Below are 18,133 nucleotides of genomic sequence, written 5' to 3' on the forward strand. Positions count from 1 at the left end.
GGCCACTGTGTTCCTCCGTAGTTATGCGTGTTGTGTTGCGTCCGGTACCCGCCCTTAGGCGGGGGCGCCGGCCTGTTCCAGCTGCTGCCGCTGGATTTCCAGTAGCCGGTGGCGGTCCGCCCGGCGCTGTTCCTGGCGGTCCGGGTCGGGCACCGGGGACGCCAGCAGGAGCCGCTGGGTGTAGGGGTGTTCCGGGTCCCGGGTGACGACGTCGGCCGGACCCTGTTCCACGATCTCGCCGTGGTACATCACGGCAACGCGGTGGCTGATGTGCCGTACGACGTCCAGGTCGTGGGAGACGAAAAGGTAGGACACGCCGGTGTCCTTCTGGATCTGCAGGAACAGGTCCAGGACACGCGCCTGGGTGGACAGGTCCAAGGCACTGACGGGTTCGTCGCAGACGATCAGTTTGGGCGAGAGGGCCAGGGCCCGGGCGATCGCGACACGCTGCCGCTGGCCGCCGCTGAACTCCCGGGGCAGGCGGTGGACGGCGTCCGAGGGCAGTCCCACCTGGTCCAGCAGTTCACGGACCCGTTTCTTCGCCGCCGACTGTTCCATGCCCTGCACGCCCAGCGGTTCGGCGAGGATGTCGCCGATTTCCAGTGCCGGGTTCAGCGAGGTGTAGGGGTCCTGGAAGACGACCTGGAGGTCCCGGCTCAGGGTGCGCCGCTGCCTGCGCGTGGCGTGGCTGATGTCCTTGCCTTCAAACATGATCTTGCCGCCCGTCACGGGGGCAAGGCCCAGGACGGCCCGGCCAAGGGTGGTCTTTCCGGAACCCGATTCCCCCACCAGGCCGAGGGTCTCACCCTGGCCGATGGTGATGTTGATGCCCGTCAGGGCCCGGAACGGCTTGGCCCGGAACTTCTTGCTGGGGTATTCCACCACCAGATTGTCCACCCTCAGGAGCGGGGTGGTTTCCTTGACTTCCACAGTGCTCACGCGACCGGCTCCTTCTGGCTGGATACAAGCATGGACATGGGGGTTTTGCCTTCAAGCATGGAGGCCAGGAGGGTCTGCGTGTACCGCTCTTTCGGGTTGCGGAGGATGTCGCGGACGGAGCCCTCCTCCACGAGCCGGCCGTTCTGCATGACGGCAACCCTGTCGCAGAGGTCCGCCACCACCCCGAAATTGTGGGTCACCAGGATCACGCCGATGTTCAGGCGCTGCTGGAGTTCGCGCAGGAGGTCCAGCACGTCCGCCTGCACCGTGACGTCCAGGGCTGTGGTGGGCTCGTCCGCGATGACCAGGTCCGGTTCGCAGCTGATGGCGCCGGCGATCAGCACGCGCTGGGCCATCCCGCCGGAGACTTCATGCGGGTAGGCATTGAAGGTCCGTTCCGGATTGGCGATGCCGACGTCGGCCAGGAGCTTTAGCGCCCGCTTGCGGGCTTCGTCCTTGCTGATGCCGAGCACCCGCACCATGGGCGTGACCAGTTGGTAGCCGATGGTGAAGGCGGGGTCCAGGTTGCTCATGGGTTCCTGCGGAATGTAGGAAATCCGCTTGCCGCGCAGCATGGACAGCCGCGCCTGGTTGACGCGTTCGTCGCCCGGGGCCACGGTGTAGCTGCCGTCAAACTGGATGGAGCCGGCCACGATGCGGGCGTTGTCCGGAAGCAGGCCCAGGATGGAGAAGGCTGTCTGGGACTTGCCGGAGCCGGACTCGCCCACGATGCCAAGGATCTCGCCGCGGTCCACGTGGAAGGACACGTCGTCCACCACCTTTTTGATGGAACCGTCAGCCTGCGGATAGCCGACGCCGAGATTGGTCACCTTCACCAGGTGGTGCTCTGTGCCGGCGTCCACGGCGGCAACCGCCGCCTTGCGAGACGGGCGCACCGGGGCGGATGCCGCCGTCGTACGCTTGTCGCTGCCCGGGCCGGGCACTGCCTTTTTCTTGCGGTGCTTGATCTTTTCGCCGTCCTCCAGGGCATCGCGGATGGCGTTGCCCAGCAAAACCAGGCCGCCGATGGTGAGTGCCATGGCGAGGGCGGGCCAGAAGAGCAGGGTGGGAGTCAGGTAGACGTTCTTGAAGCCCTCGGAGAGCATCACGCCCCAGGTCGCTTTGGAAGGATCGCCCAGGCCCAGGAACTCGAGCCCGGACTGGATGGCGATGGCCACACCGGCAATGGCAGCGGTCTGGATGATGATCGGGGCGCGGACCACGGAGAAGATGTGGCGGGCGATGATGCTCCAGTCCGAAAGCCCGGACACCCGGGCGGCGTCAACGTAGAGCTCGTTACGGACGGACTGGACGGCGGTGCGCGTCAGCCGGAAATACGCCGGGCTGATGAGGATGCCGAAGGCAATCATCGAGATCCAGACCGAGGGGCCGAAGGCGGCCCGGATGGTGAGGAGCACAATGAGGCCGGGAAGGCTCATGGTGATGCTGACAACCCAGTTGGAGACGGCCTCGAACGTGCCGGAGTAGTAGCCGGCGATCAGCCCGGACGGCAGGCCGATGGCGATGGCGACGCCGGCACAGAGCAAAGCCGACAGCAGCGTCAGCTGTGCACCGAAGAGCAGGCGGCTCCAGACATCGCGGCCTGCACTGTCCGTGCCGAGGATGTTCACCGAGTCGGGCGCCGCCAGGGTCTTGGCAATGTTCGCGTAATTCTCATCGAACGGCGCCAGGACGGGGGCAAGGAGTGCGAGCAGGGAGATGGTCAGAAGGATCAGCAGCGCAGCGATGCCGAGAGGGTTCCTGACCAGGCGCTTGAAGACGTTGGAGCGGACCACCGTGCCGGCTTGGCCGGCCTGCATCGGGGAGGCAGCTGCGGTGACCGCGGCCGTTTCTACAGAATCGCTCATGACACACGCACTTTCGGATTGAGCCAGCCATTAAGGATGTCCACCAGCAGGTTCACCACGATGACGACGACCACCGTGTACATCACGACGCCCATCACCACCGGAAGATCCGTCTGGGTGGTTGCCGTGACCGCCAGCGGTCCCATGCCCGGGAGGGCAAAGATCTGCTCGATGATCACCACGCCGCCCAGCATGCCGATCAGCTGCAGGCTCAGCACTGTCAGGCCGGCCGGGGCGGAGCTGCGCAGCACGTGCTTGAACAGGATCTCGCGCTCTCCGATGCCCCGGCTGCGCAGGGTTCGGACGTAGTCGCGCTCAAGCTGTTTGATGACGGCGCTGCGGATTTGCTGCGCGCCGCCGGTGACGCCGTTGATCAGCAGGGCGATCACCGGCAGGGACATCGAATAGACCCACGCGTCCGCGCCGGAGTCCGGCGAGATGGTGCTGGTTGCCGGGAAGAGGCCCAGCTGGATGGCCAGGACGGTGACCAGGATGACGCCGATGACGAACCCCGGGACGGAGTCGCCGATGATGGCGCCAACCTGGACCGCCCTGTCCACCCAGCCGCGCTTGACTGCGGCGGCCACACCGATGAGTGCGGCACAGATGGCGATCAGGATCATTGCGGTGAAGACCATGGTCATGGTGACCGGAATCCGGCTGGCCAGGGAGTTGGCCACCGGTTCGGAGGTGAACCATGAGGCACCAAGGTTCCCCGTCAGCGCATCACCCACCCACGCGAAGTAGCGGACAACGAGGGGCTGGTCCAGCCCCAGTTCCTGTTCCTTCAAAGCCACCTGTTCAGCGGTGGCCTGATCGCCCAGGATGTTCCGGGCGATGCTGCCGCTGGACATGTACAGCAGGAAGAAAGTGAGTGCCGAGACAACAAACAGCACCACCACCCCGCTGCCCAGCCTTTTCGCAATGAACCTGATCATGGTGTCCTACTTGGCGGGTGAGTAGTTGTAGATGGACGGGACGGCCTGCTGGATCTGCGGCGTCACGTCAACCTTGGAGTTGTGGTAGTACATCTGGTTGACGCGGAACAGCGGTGCGAACCAGGCCTGCTCCACCACGTACTTGTTGACGTCCTGGGCCAGCTTTCCGGCGTCGGCTCCGCCGCCGCGCACGGCCTCGATCTTGGCGACCAGCTCCGGGTTGGCGTTCTTGAACGGGTTGTAGAGCGCCTTGGTGGAGATGATCTGGTTGATGGCAACCGTGGGCTCGCCCTGGAAGAGGGAGAAGTACATGGTGGTGTACTTCTGCGCGGCCACATCGGAGGTGAACGTGTTGGTCAGCGCAGCACCGACGTTGAGCATGATGCCGACGTCAGCCAGCTGCTGCTTCACCACGGAGATCTGGGTTTCGAAGTTAGGGACGGCCGGAATTTCCAGCGTGAGGCCGTTTTCGTAGCCGGCTTCCTTGAGGAGCTGCTTGGCCTTCGCCGGATCGTAGCTGTAGTGGTTTTCCAGCTCTTCGGTCCAGGCTCCGCTGGCCTTGCCGAACGGCTGTGACGTGGGAGTGCCCTGGCCGAGCATGACCTGGTCCAGGATGGTCTTGCGGTCGAAGGCGTAGTTGATGGCCTGGCGGACCTTGACGTCCTTCAGTGCCGGGTTCTTGGCGCCGTCGCGGTCCAGCAGCAGCAGCCCCTGCCAGTCCACCTCGTTGGCGGCGAGCTTCATCTTGGCGCCCTCGGCCTGCTTGCCCGTCTTGGGATCCAGGATGGTGGCGTCGACCTGGCCGGAGACCAGGGCGTTGGTGCGCGCCGTGATATCCGCCAGGATCTTGAACGTGAGCTTCTGGTATTTCTGCAGGTCCTTGTTCCAGTAGTCCTTGCGCGCATTGAACACGGTCTGGGAGTCCTTGACCGACGCGGCCTTGTCCATGACATACGGGCCCGAGCCTGCTGGCTCGGTCTTGATGCCTTCGGAGCCGAGGGCTTTAGGGCTGCCCATCAGGCCGGCGGCCTGGCTGAGGAAGTACTCCAGTGCCGGGTCCGGCGTGGAGAGGTTGATGTCGATGGTGTCCGCATCCACAACGGCAACATCGGAGACCGACGCGAGCTGGGCCATCTGCGGGCCGTTGGCCTTCTTGAAGTGGTCCATGTTGGCCTTGGCAGCCTCGGCGTCGAACTTGGCGCCGTCGCTGAAAGTGACGTCGGTGCGCAGGTCAACCGTGAGCTTGGTGTTGGCCTCGTTGTACTTCCATTCGGTCGCCAGCATAGGGCTGAGCTTTCCGTCCGGTTCGCGCAGGATCAGCGTGTCGTAGACGGCCTGGTAGGGCTGCAAAACGTGGCCAACATGTGCCTGGGCAGGATCCCAGGACCGTACGTCCTGGATGGTTCCGATGGTCAGGGCAGTGGCAGCAGCTGCGGCCGGGCCGGAGTTTGCGGTGCCGCCGCAAGCGGTCAGTGCGAGCGCGGCGCTGACTGTGAGGGCGGTTGCTGCCGCCTTGGGACCTAACTTCATTGTTGGCTCCTTGGATCTGTGGAACGTGGGACTTGCAGAATGAAGCCGGTGTGGCGTGGACCACACCGGCCGTGTGAGATTCAGAGTACGCATTGTTGCTTTGTTTGGCAACCGATTGTCAAAGATGTTGCAATGTTGCCGCGTGGTGTTCAGAAATGAAACGTTCTAAGAGGTTTTTCGGCATACAACCGGTTGCGATCGTGGGCCCCTTACAAACGGTTTGCGGCGCGCCTCAAGACACGTGGTCGACAGCCTCGGGGTAGCTCTGCCGGTAGACGTCCTTGATGATGCGCAGCGACTTTTCCGCCTCCGCAGGGCTGATCCAGAACGGTTCCGCGTCGTCCAGCCGGGCGTAGAAGTCGTTGATCAGCAGCTCGTGCGAGACACCCCAGTAGGACCTGCCCCCGGAGTCGCTCCTGCGCTCCGGAATGACGTCGATCCGTCCGTCCTCATGGGTGACGGTAAGGTCGCCGCGCAGGCTCAGCACCGCCTTCTCAGTGACGACGTCGAGTGTCACGGGTGCGTTGAACGCGTTGGCCAGGGTGGCATAGAACGCGCTCCGGGCACCATTGGCGTGCTCCGCCACGAATTCCGCGGTGTCCTCCACCTCGATCGTTTCGCCCAGGAACCGCGTGGAAGCGTTGCCGCTGACCGCCACCACGTCCCCCACCAGCCATTGGAGCAGGTCCACTGTGTGGATGGCCTGGTTCATCATCAGCCCGCCGCCGCCAGCGGCCCAGGTGCCGCGCCACGGCCGGCTTTGGTAGTACTCGGCCGAGCGCTGCCACAGCACGGTTGCGGACGCACCCACCACGGACCCCAGCTCGCCGGATTGCAGCAGGGCATGCATGGCCTGCGACGTTGCGTTGTACCGGTTCTGGAAGCACACGGCGATTTTCGCGCTGCCGGCCGAGGCGGCTTCAACCAGCCGCGCACCTTCGGCCAGGGTGTGCGCCAGGGGCTTCTCCACAATGACGTTGACGCCGCGTTCCAGGCAGTCCGCAGCCAGCGAGGCGTGCTGGTCATGCGGGGTACAGATATGCACCACGTCCGGCCGCACGGCGTCGATCAGGCTCAAGTGATCGGCGAAGCCGGGGACGCCGTAGGCGGCCACCGCGGCCGCCAGCCGCCCCGGGTCCGCATCACAGACCGCAACCAGCGTGGCGCCGTCGAGCTTTGCCACCGCCTCGAAGTGCACGGCGGAAACGTCGCCGCAGCCGATGACCGCCGCCGTCGTACTCAAGAGAGTTCAACGCCGTTCTTCGCGGCCAGCGCGGCAAAGGCCCGGGCCGCGATGCCGAAGGCCACCGGCCCCGAGAAGCCGCCCAGTTCATGGGCGCTGGCCAGGTGCGGTTCCAGCGAGGCGAAGCCCTTAAAGCCGTCCGCCTTCAGGGCGGCGATGGTGGCGTCCAGTTCGCCGTCGCCTTCGCCGGAGGGCACCACTTCGCCGGTGGTGGACAGCGCATCCTTGACCTGGAAGTACTCGAGGTACGGCCGCAGCATCGCGTAGCCGTCGGTGTAGGGCTTGACGCCCACCTGCACAAAGTTGGCGTTGTCCCAGGCTATGCGCAGCGCCGGGGAGTCCACCGTCGTCATGATGTCCAGGACGCGCTCGGGGGTGTCACCGTAGATGCCCTTTTCGTTTTCATGCAAAAGTACGACGCCGGACTCGTCAGCCAGCGCTGCCAGCGCACCCATGCGGGCCATGACGTCGTCACGGATGTCTTCAGCGCACCGGCCGTCCGCGCGGTAGAAGGAGAAGATCCGGATGTACTTGGTGTCGAGGCCCTTGGCCACGGAGATGATCTGGCGGAGGCGCTGCAGCTCGTGTTCCACCGGCAGGCTCACGTCCACCTTGCCGATGGGGCTGGCCACTGCGGACACCTTGAAGCCCTTTTCGTCGAGGATGTCCTTGAGCGTGGCAACCTGCTGCGGTTCCAGCTCGGAAACATTGGTGCCCCAGGCGCTGCGCACCTCGATGTGGCTGGCGCCCAGGGCCAGCAGAACGGCGGCCTGCACTACCGGGTCCGGATCAATTTCATCGCCGAAGCCTGAGAGCGGCCAGACTGCGGTTGTTGTTTCGCTCACGCGGATCTCCTGGGTTTCGCGGCCGCCGCGCGGGCAGCCCTCATTCGGCTCCAGCGCGGTGACGCAGTTCACAAACGGTGTCCCGCCCAGTTTAGCCAGCGCGGCGGCTGATGACAACCGGTTGCCATTCTTTGACAATCTGTGGCATTCTTGGCAGAGCGGATCTGTGTCGGCAGTCACAGTCCTGTTCAACCGACCCGGCCGTCACGGCCCGGCCACCACGTTCAGAGAGGAGCGCCGTGGCTACGACGCAACCAGCAGCAGTGGACCGCCCGCCCACCATCCACGACATCGCGGCGCTCTGCGGTGTGGCGGCCTCCACCGTTTCCCGGGCGCTTTCCACTCCGGACAGGGTCAATATCAGGACGCGCCAGCGGATCGAGGCGGCCGCGGCGCAGCTGCACTACATTCCCAACAGCCAGGCAAAGGCGCTGAGTTCAGGCCGCACCGGCGCGGTGGGAGTGCTTGTCCCGGACATCACCAACCCCTTTTATTTCGACCTCATCAGGGGCACCCAGCTCCAGCTCAAGGCGGCCGGCTACACCCAGCTGCTGGTGGACACGGAGGAATCCGACGAAGTGGAAGCAAGCACCATGGAGCAGCTGCGCAAGAGTGCGGACGGCATCGTGGTGGCGGCCTCCCGGCTAAGTGACGAGGCTCTGCTCGCGGCTGCGGCAAAGATGCCCATGGTCACCATCAACCGTGACGTCCCCGGTGTCCCCGCAGTCCTCATCGACACCCCGTCCGCCACCAGCCAGGCCCTGGACCACCTCATCTCGCTGGGCCATACCCGCATCGCCTACATGGCCGGGCCGCCCTCGTCCCAGTCCAGCGAACGCCGCTGGATCGCCCTGTCGGCCGCAGCCGAGGAGCGCGGCGTGGAAGTGCGCCGGCTGGGACCGTTCGCCCCCAAGACGCAGTCGGGCGCAGCCGCCGCGGACGCCGCCGTGCACAGCGGGGTGACGGCCTGCATCGCGTTCAACGACCTCATTGCCATCGGCATGCTCCAGCGGCTGCGCGAACGCGGGATCCGGGTTCCGGAAGACATGAGCATTGTGGGGTGCGACGACATCTTCGGTGCCGACTTCTGCAATCCGCCGCTGTCCACCATGGCGTCCCCGATCGAACAGGCCGGCCGCGTGGCCGTGTCCATGCTGCTGGCCCAGCTGAACCCGCTGGCCGGCGGCGGCACCCGGAGCCGGTCCGTGATGCCCACCCACCTCACCGTCCGCGGCTCCACCGGGCCCGCGCCGTCGTCGGGTCCTCAGGCGGCCGGTACGGCGGATGCGGGGCCGCAGGCGCCCGGTACGGCGTAATTCCCTGCCTGATTCAGGCGGACACAGTTGAGCATGGTTGACACTGCTGACTAGTCTGGATCACATGCGCGAACTCCAGGCCAGGATCATTGAAGAAATGGGCGTCCAGCCCCGGATCGACCCCGCCGGGGAGGTGCGCAAACGCGTCACCTTCCTGAAGGAATACCTCAAGGCAACGGGCACCAAGGGCTTTGTTCTGGGCATCTCCGGGGGCCTGGATTCTTCGCTCGCGGGCAGGCTTGCGCAGCTTGCCGTCGAAGAGCTCGAGGCAGAAGGAACGGAAGCCAATTTTGTGGCGGTCCGCCTTCCGTACGGCGTGCAGCATGATGAGGACGATGCCCAGGCCGCCCTGGACTTCATCAAGGCCAAGACAGAGTGGACGTTCAACATCTCCGCAGCGGTGGACGGCTTCGAGGACGAATTCGAGAAGACCGTGGGCAACGGCATCTCCGACTTCCACAAGGGCAACACCAAGGCCCGCACCCGCATGATCGCGCAGTACGCCCTCGCCGGCGAGCACAACTACCTGGTCATCGGCACGGACCACGGCGCCGAATCCGTCACCGGCTTTTTCACCAAGTACGGCGACGGCGGCGCTGACATCCTGCCGCTGTTCGGGCTGAACAAGCGCCAGAACCGGGCACTCCTTGCGGAGCTCGGCGCTCCTGCCCGCATCTGGGAAAAGGTCCCCACGGCCGACCTCCTGGACGGCAAACCCGGCCGCACCGACGAGGACGAACTGGGCCTGAAGTACGACCAGATCGACGACTACCTCGAAGGCCGCGACGTCCCGGACGCCGTTGCCGAGTCGATCGAGCAGAAGTACCTCCGCACACGCCACAAGCGCACGGTCCCGGTCACCATCTTCGACACGTGGTGGAAATAGCCCTGGATTGGGGGTGCCGCCCGGCCGGGCGGCGCCCGCGCTGAAGCCCCCTGCGGCACTGCGCTTCGGCCGGCGGCGGGCCAAACCGGGGCACTTTGAACGTTGGCTGGCCCTTTCCGGCCCCAAATGCCGGCGTGTCCGTGTCAATGTGCCCCACGGCGGCCGGTTGGCTCCGCCGGACAGGACCAGCTCCCGCCGTCGCCGGTTCCTCTCCAAACCCCTAGGCGCCGCCCGGTGACCGCGTCAGCAGGGTGGAGATCCGGTGCGCCTCTTCCATCAGGAGGCGGCCCAGGGTTTCCTGCCGGTCTCCGCGGAAGCGCGGTTCAATCCCGGTCAGCGACAACGCCCAGGCGGGGCGCCCGCGCTGATCGAAGACCGCTGCGCCCAACCCCCAGCTTCCCTCGAGCACCAGCCCGGGGTTCACCGAATATCCGGCTTGCCGGGTCCTGGCCAGGTTCTCCCGGACCAGGGCCTCGGTGTGGGCCGCCGCGAACCGGCCAGCATGCTCGGCCCAGCCTGCGAACAGTTCCTCCTGCTCGGCCTCCGGCAGGAATGCCATGATCGCGGTTCCTGCGGACGCCACGCCCAGCGGGAACCGGACGCCCTCATGGAGCACAAAGGACCGCACCGGAAAGCTGCCTTCTTCGCGGAGCAGGCACACCGTTTCCGCACCGCGGCGGATGGAGAAGAAGGCGCTTTCCCCGGTTTCTTCAGCCAGCCGGCGCAGGCTGGGGCGCGCAATGTCTTCCAGCGGAAAACGGGCTGAGGCAACGGAACCCATCAGCAGGATCTCCGGGCCCAGCACCCAGTTGCCGCTCTGCGGGTCCTGGTCCAGGAGCCCTTCAGAGGCCAGCGAGCTCAGCAGCCGGTGGACAGTAGGCCGGGTGAGGCCGGACTCCCGGACCAGTTCAACCAGCGGTGAGCCTTCCGGTTTCCGTCCGACGATGCGCAGCAGCGACGCGACGCGGCTGACCACCTGTGCGCCCTGGACCGGTTGTGACGTCATCATCCACCTCAAGTTCTTTTGTCAGTTTTGCCTAAAGTATCCATATTGTGGACACATAAAAGGTTACCGTCCACACTGTAAAAAGGCCATATATAAGCCCGGAACTCCCCGTTGACATGCGCAGAAGACGCACCGTAGGCTCCAAGACCAGACGATCAGTCCACAAAGTGGATGACAGACAAAAGCTCAACGAGGAGATGCAATGTCAAAGGTGAAATCCGGTGCGGCCGCCGCGCTGCAGGACGTGTTGCGGGACGGCATGACGCTCGCGGTCGGAGGCTTCGGCCTCAGCGGCATCCCGGCCGACCTGATCGAGGCCGTTCGGGATTCCGGCGTCAAAGACCTCACCGTGGTGTCCAACAACATGGGCGTGGACGGCAAGGGCCTTGGTGTGCTGATCGAGTCCGGCCAGGTCCGCAAGGTGATCGCCTCCTATGTGGGCGAGAACAAGCTCTTCGCCGAGCAGTACCTTGCCGGCAAACTCGAGGTCGAATTCACCCCCCAGGGCACGCTCGCCGAGCGCCTCCGCGCCGGCGGTGCCGGCATCCCGGCGTTCTACACCAAGACGGGCGTGGGCACCCTCGTCGCAGAGGGCAAGCCGCTGGCGGAGTTCGACGGCGAAACGTACGTTCAGGAGCGCGCCATCCTGGCCGACGTCGCACTGGTCCGCGCGCACACCGCAGATATGGACGGCAACCTGATCTACCGCTATACCGCCCGCAACTTCAACCCCGTGGTGGCAACGGCGGGCGCGGTGACTGTCGCCGAAGCCGAAGTGATCGTGGAGCCGGGCCGGCTGGACCCCAACCACATCGTGACCCCCGGCGTTTTCGTGCAGCGCCTGGTGCAGGCCAGCGGCAGGGTCAAGGACATCGAGCAGCGCACGGTACGCCCCCGCGCCGCGGCTCCCGTCCCCGCCTAAGCCAAGCTCCCCCGGCGTCGCACCCCCACCAAGCGCGAACGAACACTTAAGCCCCCAGATTTCACGAACCCAAGGAGAACCCCATGGCCTGGACCAGGGATGAAATGGCTGCCATCGCGGCCGAAGAACTGAACGACGGCGACTACGTCAACCTCGGCATCGGCATCCCCACGCTGGTGGCCAACAACCTGCCCGACGGCGTCCGTGTGGTCCTGCAGAGTGAGAACGGCCTGCTCGGCATGGGCCCCTTCCCTTACGAGGGCGAGGAGGACGCGGACCTCATCAACGCCGGCAAGCAGACCGTTACGGTGTTGCCCGGCGGCAGCATCTTCGACTCCGCCACGTCCTTCGGCATGATCCGCGGCGGCCACGTGAAGGTCGCCATCCTGGGCGCCATGCAGGTCTCCGGCAGCGGCGACCTCGCCAACTGGACCATCCCCGGCAAGATGGTCAAGGGCATGGGCGGCGCCATGGACCTCGTGGCCGGTACCCCGCGCGTGGTGGTCCTCACCGAACACAACGCCAAGGACGGCACGGCGAAGATCGTCACCGAGTGCACCCTGCCGCTCACCGGGCTGAGCTGCGTGGACCGGATCATCAGCGACCTCGCGGTCTTTGACCTGGTGAAGGATGAACAAGAAACAGGCGGCCGGCAGCTCACCCTGACCCGCCTCGCGCCCGGCGTCACCGTTGATGAGATCCGCGAAAAGACCGAAGCCGATTTCGTCGTCGCCCTCGGGAACGACTCGACCCCCGCTCTGGAAGGAGCCACAGCATGAGCCTGAAAGACCAGTTCGGCAAGGACGTCCTGCTCACCGGCTGGGGCCACAGCCGCTTCGGCAAGCTCACGGACGAGACCCTTGAGTCCCTGATCGTGCAGGTGGCCGGCGAGGCCATCATCAACGCCGGGATCGAGCCGGGACAGATCGACGAAATCTACCTCGGCCAGTTCAACTCCGGCATGATGCCGCTGGCGTTCCCGTCCTCGCTGGCCTTGCAGGTCTCGGAGCAACTGGCCAACGTCCCGTCCACACGGGTGGAGAATGCCTGCGCGTCCGGCTCGGCCGCCTTCCAGCAGGGCACCAAGTCCCTGCTGGCCGGCACCGCGAAGACCGTCCTGGTCATCGGTGCCGAGAAGATGACCCACGCCGGCGCCGACGTTGTGGGCGCGGCCCTGCTGGGAGCGGACTACGACATGGCCGGCAAGGCCTCCACCACCGGTTTCACCGGGCTCTTTGCCGAGGTGGCCAAGCACTACGAGAAGCGCTACGGCGCTGGCGCAGGGAACCTCTCGGACGTGCTGGGCACCATCGCCGCGAAGAACCACCGCAACGGCGTGGACAACCCCTATGCACAGCTCCGCAAGGATCTCGGTGAGGAGTTCTGCCGGACCGTCTCGGACAAGAACCCGATGGTGGCCGATCCGCTGCGCCGCACCGACTGCTCCCCCGTGTCCGACGGCGCCGCCGCCGTCGTGCTTTCCCTCTCGCCCACCGGCGGGGCAACCGCCCCGGTGCGGCTCGCCGGATTCGGCCACGCGAACGATTTTTTCCCCACCGAGCGCCGCGACCCCACCGCCTTCAACGCGACGCGGACCTCCTGGCAGCGTGCGCTCGGGATGGCCGGCGTCGGGCTTGAGGACCTGGACTTCGCCGAAGTGCACGACTGCTTCACCATCGCCGAACTGCTCATGTACGAGGCGATGGGGCTGACAGAACCGGGCCAGGGCACCCGGGCCGTGCAGGAAGGCTGGGTCTTTAAGGACGGCAAGCTGCCCATCAACGTCTCCGGCGGACTCAAGGCCAAGGGCCACCCCGTCGGCGCCACCGGCGTCTCACAGCACGTCATCGCGGCCATGCAGCTCACCGGCACCGCGGGCGACATGCAGCTCGCCAATCCGCGCCGCGCGGCCGTGCAGAACATGGGCGGCGTGGGCATCGCCAACTACGTCAGCGTGCTCGAAGCCGTCTAACCCACCCATGTAAATAGCAGCAGGTGTCGTTTTGAACCCTCAAAATGACACCTGCTGCTACTCAGTTGGGTTAGCGCCCCCCGGATCAGGGCCGCGATCCCGGTGAACCCCAGCCGGTCCGCGTTCTCCAGCGCGGTGCGGCCCTGCGGATCGCGGATGCCGGGGTCAGCGCCGGCTTCGAGCAGCAACCGGACCACGTCCTGCTGCCTTGGCCCGCCGTCGTTGAGCAGGATGGCTTCCTGCAGGGCGGTCCAGCCCAGGTTGTTGACATGGTTCACCGGCACGCCGGCGGCGATGAGGATCCGTACAGTTTCCACGTGGCCGTGTTCGCTGGCGGGGATGAGCGCCGTGCCGCCGAAGCGGTTGGTGCTGCGCACGTCCGCGCCGGCAGACAGCGTCAACTGAAGCACCTCGTTGAACCCCTCTGCCCCGGCATAGAGGAATGCCGAGTCGTGGATGGCGTCCTTGGCATTGACGTCGCCGCCGGCGCTGATCAGTTCCGACACGGCGCCGGCATCATTGGCTTTGGCGGCCCGGATCAGCCGCTGGTCGAGCTCCGCCCGGGCCTCGGGGGTTAACGCCGGACGGGTCGCGGTGGCCGTTTCCGTCACCGGTGCGGTACTGACGTGAACGGTCGACGGCGGGGAGTCCAGCGGCTCCGGCTGCCCCGGGCCCGCCTGGCAGGCAGCCAGGCAACCAGCCATGCAGGCGGCCGCCGGAAGCAGCCCCCACCTGTGCCACGTCCTGAACCGCACCATGAACCTGAGCCTACTTCGCGGTTCCGGCCGCAGCGGCGACGGCCTCGGCTCCGGCGGTGGCGCAGGCTTCGTCCAGGGCGCCGTCCGGTGCGCCGCCCACACCGATGCCGGCCACGGACACCCCGTTGACCTTGAGCGGGACGCCGCCGGCCAGGAAGAGTGTGCCGGGAAGATCGGCGATGCTGGGGCCGTTCCCGTTGATGCGCTTGGCCAGTTCGCTGGTGGGCGTGCCGAAGGCGGCTGCGGTGTAGGCCTTCTGCTGCGCCGCCTCAATGGTGTGTTCAGCGGCGTTGTCGCCGCGGAGGAGCGCCTGCACGGTGCCGAACCGGTCCACCAGGGCCACGGTCACGAACGGCACTTTGTCGGCCTGGCACTTGGCGAGGGCAGCCTTGACGGCTTCGGCGGAGGCACCAACGCTGATCCGGTTCTGCGCCACCACCGTTTCGGGCGCCGGCTGGACATCGACGGCGGGCACCGCTGCGGGCTCGACGGCGGCGACTCCCGCCGGGGCGGCGGCTGTGGTTCCCGCATTGGCCGCGGCCGTCAGGCCTCCGGTCAGGAGCAGCGCTCCGGCGGCCGCGGCGGCGGCGATCTTAGTGGACTTCTTCACGGTTCTCCTCGGAATTGGGGACTGCCCGGACTCACGTCCCGGGCTCGAATCCATCCTTTCGGCCCGGGGCCCCGCCGGCATCGGGCATTGGTCTGCCGAAGCCTCACCCATCGGGCTGGAGGTATCAGCCAAAAGTCTGAGAGACCAGCAACGGCGCGGGCCCTAGCATGGTGGATAGAACTCCTCCACCGGAACCGGACCCCCATGCCCTCCTTACCGCCAGCCCCTCGGACGCCGCTGGGCCGCATTGACGCCGTCGTCCATTGTGGTTTTGCCGTGCTGCTGGTGGCGTCGGCAGTCCGTTACGTTATGCGCCACAGCCCCGCGGACAACCTGTGGGTGCTGGCCCTCGCCGCGGCCGTGTGTTCGCTCTATGCCGTCATCGCCGTGCTTTCGCAGCGCCGCCGGCCGTGGGCGGTGTGGATGTTCGCGCTGGTGGCATTGTGGGCGGTGCTGGTGATCGCGGCGCCCAGCTTTGCGTGGTGCTCGTTTGCCGTGTTCTTCCTGTGCAGGACGGCCTTCAGCGGCTGGGTGGCGTACCTGGCGGGAGGCGCGACGGCGGCAGCCACCGCCGTCGGGCTGTTCCGGCTCAGCGGCGGCAGCGATGTGGCCATGCTCCTGGGACCCCTTGCCGTGGGCGTCATGCTGACGCTGATCTACGACAGGATCGAGCAGGACGCCGCGGAGCAGCGCCGCCTCCATTCCGAGGTGTCGCTAGCACAGGGACGGCTGGCGGCCAGCGAGCGCCGGGCCGGCACGGTCGAGGAACGTGAGCGGGTGTCGCGGGAAATCCACGACACCGTGACGCAAGGCCTGGCCAGCAGCCTGCTCCTGCTGGAGGCCGCCAACAGGTCGTGGCCCAGTCCGGCCGCGCGGGAGGACGTCCTCAGTGCCAGCGGGATGCTGCGCCGCAACCTTGCCGATACCCGGAGCCTGGTCCACGAGCTGGCCTCCCCGGGGCTGGACGCCGCGCCGCTGCCGGATGCCCTCCTCCAGGCGGCATCACAATACATACCGGGTATCCGCCTGCTGGTGACCGGTGAGCCGCGCCCCGTCCCCGCGGATGTCCGGCATGCCCTGCTCCGCGTGGTCCAGAGTGCCGCCGCGAACACGAAGCTGCACGCAGCGGCGGCTAACGCCACGGTGACGCTGGGATTCCTGCCCGGAGCCGTCACCTTGGACGTGTTCGACGACGGCGCCGGTTTCGACCCGCTGTCGCTGGCGCCGCCGTCGGACGCCGGAGGCTACGGACTCCGGGCCATGCGCCAGAGGGTGGAGCAATTGGGCGGGGTGTTTTCGGTGGAAAGCGCCCCCGGGGAAGGGACGATCGTGGCCGCGCAACTGCCTACCGGGGAGGACCAATGAACGGCATCACCGTACTGCTGGTGGATGACCATTTGGTGGTCCGCAGCGGGCTCAAGGCGCTGCTGGGAACGCAGCCGGACATCGAGGTGGTGGCGGAGGCGGCCTCCGGCGAGGAGGGTCTGGCCCTGGCGGAGCAGCTCAGCCCGGCTGTGGTGGTGATGGACCTGGCCATGGGTGCCGGCATGGACGGAATCGAGGCCATCAAACAGCTGCGCCGCCGCAACGCCAGGCAGGCCGTGCTGGTGTTCACCACCTATGACTCGGATGCGGACATCGTCAGGGCCGTGGACGCCGGCGCCATGGGTTACCTGCTCTAGGACGCGGCACCGGAGGAGATCTTCGCCGCGATCCGGGGCGCGGTCCAGGGCAAAAGCGTCATGAGCGCTCCGGTGGCATCGCGGCTCTTCCAGCAGCTGCGGAGCCCGGATGAGGTCCTGACTCCGCGCGAGGCTGAACTGCTGAGCCTGCTGATTGAAGGGCTCAGCAACAGGGAGCTCGGCCAGCGGCTGTTTATCTCCGAAGCCACGGTGAAGACGCACCTGGCCCACATCTACGCCAAGCTCGGAGTGGAAACCCGTGCCGCCGCGATCGCCACGGCAATCCGGCGCGAAGGGATGCGCTAGCGGATGCGATACTAAGTCTGCGTAGTGTCCCGGGCCGCGTGCCGTCCGGGACCTCGCTTCGTTGCGAGCCGGGGGAACTGAATGCAACTCGACACGTTAACCCTCAGGGTTGCCTTCGCCATTGTCGCCTTCACATTGGCGCTGCTGTTCTACTTTGCCGCGTACCGCAGCACGCGATCGCCTTACAGCGCCTGGTGGTGTGTGGCCCTGACGCTGTTCCTCGCCGGTTCCGCGTCCTATCTCCTCAACGGAACGCCGCACCAGGTGTGGGCCAATCCGCTGGGGAATTGTTTGCTGGTGGCCGGCGGAGCCTGCGTCTGGGCCGGTGCCCGGTCGTTGCGGGCATCACGGCCGCGCGCCTGGCAGCTGGCGGCGGGACCGGCCGTGGTCACAGTCTCCTCGGCCCTGGAGAACCCCGGTACGAACATCTGGGCCGGAGGCGCCGTCTTCCTTGCCCTGATGGCCCTGATGCTGGGCCTGGCGTCGCGCGAACTCTGGCAGCTGGAGCCGGGCTACTCAAGGGTCCGCATCCCGCTGGCCATCGCCGCTGCTTTCTTCTCGTTCTACTACGTCTGCCGCCTGGTCGTTTACCTCGCTGAAGGACCGGACGGGCCCGTCTTCGTCACGTATTTCGGCTCTGCCGTCACTACCCTGGTCACCATGGTGCTGCTGGTGGTGGTGTCTTTCAGCATGGCCGCCCTCAGCAGTGAACAGCAGACACGCGCGCTCCGGGCCGTGGCCACCCAGGACGGCCTCACGGGACTGCTCAACAGGGCTGCTTTCCTGGACCTCGCCTCAGGGGAGCTGCAGCGGCTGCGGCACACCCGGGCATTGGGGTCCCTGATCCTGGCCGACCTGGACCATTTCAAGGCGGTCAACGACACCTACGGCCACGCTGCCGGGGACGCGGCACTGCAGTCGTTCGCCGCCGCGTGCAACGGCGCGGTCCGGTCAACAGACCTCGTGGGCCGTTACGGCGGCGAGGAGTTCATTTTCCTGCTGCCGGGGGTGAGCCCGGAACGGGCGGAAGCCATCACGAAGGAGATCAACCGGCATCTGAAGGCTGTCCGCGGTCCGGACGGTTCCCGGATGCCCACCGTCAGCTACGGCATCGCCCCCATTGGCCGCGGAACGTCCGGCCTTGATGAACTGATCGCGACGGCGGACGCCGCCCTGTACCGGGCCAAATCCCTGGGCCGTAACCGCACTGTCCGCGGAGTCCACACGCCGTAGGGCCCAAGTAGGGCACTTCTCCCCTTTGCGCCGCCCGCCGGCAGGTCTAGGGTGATCCGCATCAGTGTCCACCGCCGTC

The 18,133-nt window shown here is 66.5% G+C and carries 16 protein-coding genes and 1 pseudogene; 8 read left to right on the plus strand and 9 right to left on the minus strand.

Going from position 1 to position 18,133, the window contains the following annotated elements; translation table 11 throughout:
• Positions 1–54: 54 nt before the first annotated feature.
• The 6 genes from RW112_RS06860 to RW112_RS06885 all read right to left on the minus strand — a co-directional run bounded on the left by RW112_RS06860 (position 55) and on the right by RW112_RS06885 (position 7,363).
• Positions 55–939 carry an ATP-binding cassette domain-containing protein gene (locus RW112_RS06860; protein ID WP_411709869.1) on the minus strand — a complete coding sequence of 295 codons (885 nt, stop codon included), beginning with the start codon at positions 937–939 and terminating at the stop codon, positions 55–57.
• Positions 936–2,807, minus strand: coding sequence for a dipeptide/oligopeptide/nickel ABC transporter permease/ATP-binding protein (locus RW112_RS06865; RefSeq protein WP_317781040.1), 1,872 nt, complete (start codon positions 2,805–2,807; stop codon positions 936–938). Before RW112_RS06865 ends, RW112_RS06860 begins: the two co-directional genes overlap by 4 nt.
• Positions 2,804–3,745, minus strand: coding sequence for an ABC transporter permease (locus RW112_RS06870; RefSeq protein ID WP_305943384.1), 942 nt, complete (start codon positions 3,743–3,745; stop codon positions 2,804–2,806). Before RW112_RS06870 ends, RW112_RS06865 begins: the two co-directional genes overlap by 4 nt.
• Positions 3,746–3,751: 6 nt before the next feature.
• Positions 3,752–5,275, minus strand: coding sequence for an ABC transporter substrate-binding protein (locus tag RW112_RS06875; protein WP_317781041.1), 1,524 nt, complete (start codon positions 5,273–5,275; stop codon positions 3,752–3,754).
• 232 nt (positions 5,276–5,507) lie between these two features.
• Positions 5,508–6,518, minus strand: coding sequence for a Gfo/Idh/MocA family oxidoreductase (locus RW112_RS06880; RefSeq protein WP_317781042.1), 1,011 nt, complete (start codon positions 6,516–6,518; stop codon positions 5,508–5,510).
• Entirely contained in the window at positions 6,515–7,363 is an 849-nt protein-coding gene (locus RW112_RS06885) for a sugar phosphate isomerase/epimerase family protein (RefSeq protein WP_317781043.1), read from the minus strand. The genes RW112_RS06880 and RW112_RS06885 overlap by 4 nt, the downstream gene beginning before the upstream one ends.
• Positions 7,364–7,602: 239 nt before the next feature.
• Here RW112_RS06885 and RW112_RS06890 point away from each other — a divergent pair, with 239 nt between their 5' ends.
• Together RW112_RS06890 and nadE are read left to right on the plus strand one after the other, a co-directional pair.
• On the plus strand, positions 7,603–8,679 hold the full coding sequence (locus RW112_RS06890) for a LacI family DNA-binding transcriptional regulator (protein ID WP_317781044.1): 1,077 nt from the start codon (positions 7,603–7,605) through the stop codon (positions 8,677–8,679).
• Positions 8,680–8,743: 64 nt separating this feature from the next.
• Positions 8,744–9,565 (plus strand): ammonia-dependent NAD(+) synthetase, encoded by an 822-nt coding sequence (gene nadE, locus RW112_RS06895; RefSeq protein ID WP_317781045.1) that lies wholly within the window; start codon positions 8,744–8,746, stop codon positions 9,563–9,565.
• Positions 9,566–9,785: 220 nt separating this feature from the next.
• Here the strand turns inward: nadE and RW112_RS06900 are convergent, their stop codons facing one another.
• Entirely contained in the window at positions 9,786–10,571 is a 786-nt protein-coding gene (locus tag RW112_RS06900) for an IclR family transcriptional regulator (RefSeq protein WP_317781574.1), read from the minus strand.
• Positions 10,572–10,773: 202 nt separating this feature from the next.
• On the opposite strand from RW112_RS06900, the gene RW112_RS06905 reads away from it, so the two are divergent.
• The 3 genes from RW112_RS06905 (at position 10,774) to RW112_RS06915 (ending at position 13,465) form a co-directional block, all read left to right on the plus strand.
• On the plus strand, positions 10,774–11,493 hold the full coding sequence (locus RW112_RS06905) for a CoA transferase subunit A (protein ID WP_317781046.1): 720 nt from the start codon (positions 10,774–10,776) through the stop codon (positions 11,491–11,493).
• A gap of 83 nt (positions 11,494–11,576) precedes the next feature.
• A complete protein-coding gene (locus RW112_RS06910; protein ID WP_317781047.1) occupies positions 11,577–12,272 on the plus strand; it encodes a CoA transferase subunit B in 696 nt (231 codons plus the stop codon).
• Positions 12,269–13,465, plus strand: coding sequence for an acetyl-CoA acetyltransferase (locus RW112_RS06915; protein ID WP_317781048.1), 1,197 nt, complete (start codon positions 12,269–12,271; stop codon positions 13,463–13,465). Before RW112_RS06910 ends, RW112_RS06915 begins: the two co-directional genes overlap by 4 nt.
• Here RW112_RS06915 and RW112_RS06920 read toward each other — a convergent pair.
• Positions 13,462–14,223, minus strand: coding sequence for an ankyrin repeat domain-containing protein (locus tag RW112_RS06920; RefSeq protein ID WP_317781049.1), 762 nt, complete (start codon positions 14,221–14,223; stop codon positions 13,462–13,464). The genes RW112_RS06915 and RW112_RS06920 overlap by 4 nt on opposite strands.
• A gap of 10 nt (positions 14,224–14,233) precedes the next feature.
• Positions 14,234–14,833, minus strand: a complete 600-nt coding sequence (locus tag RW112_RS06925) for a heme-binding protein (protein ID WP_317781050.1) — start codon at positions 14,831–14,833, stop codon at positions 14,234–14,236.
• 204 nt (positions 14,834–15,037) lie between these two features.
• On the opposite strand from RW112_RS06925, the gene RW112_RS06930 reads away from it, so the two are divergent.
• From RW112_RS06930 to RW112_RS06940, 3 genes and pseudogenes are all read left to right on the plus strand, one after another.
• The gene (locus RW112_RS06930) at positions 15,038–16,198 is read left to right on the plus strand and encodes a sensor histidine kinase (RefSeq protein ID WP_317781051.1); all 1,161 of its coding nucleotides are present in this window, start codon (positions 15,038–15,040) and stop codon (positions 16,196–16,198) included.
• A pseudogene (locus tag RW112_RS06935) lies at positions 16,195–16,821 on the plus strand (response regulator). The gene RW112_RS06930 and the pseudogene RW112_RS06935 overlap by 4 nt, the downstream one beginning before the upstream one ends.
• 81 nt (positions 16,822–16,902) lie before the next feature.
• Positions 16,903–18,054: a GGDEF domain-containing protein gene (locus tag RW112_RS06940; protein ID WP_317781052.1), complete on the plus strand. Its 1,152-nt coding sequence runs from the start codon at positions 16,903–16,905 to the stop codon at positions 18,052–18,054.
• The last annotated feature ends 79 nt before the right edge of the window (positions 18,055–18,133 follow it).

Origin of the sequence: Arthrobacter sp. B10-11, assembly GCF_033142195.1 — a bacterium.
GTDB lineage: Bacteria > Actinomycetota > Actinomycetes > Actinomycetales > Micrococcaceae > Arthrobacter > Arthrobacter oryzae_C.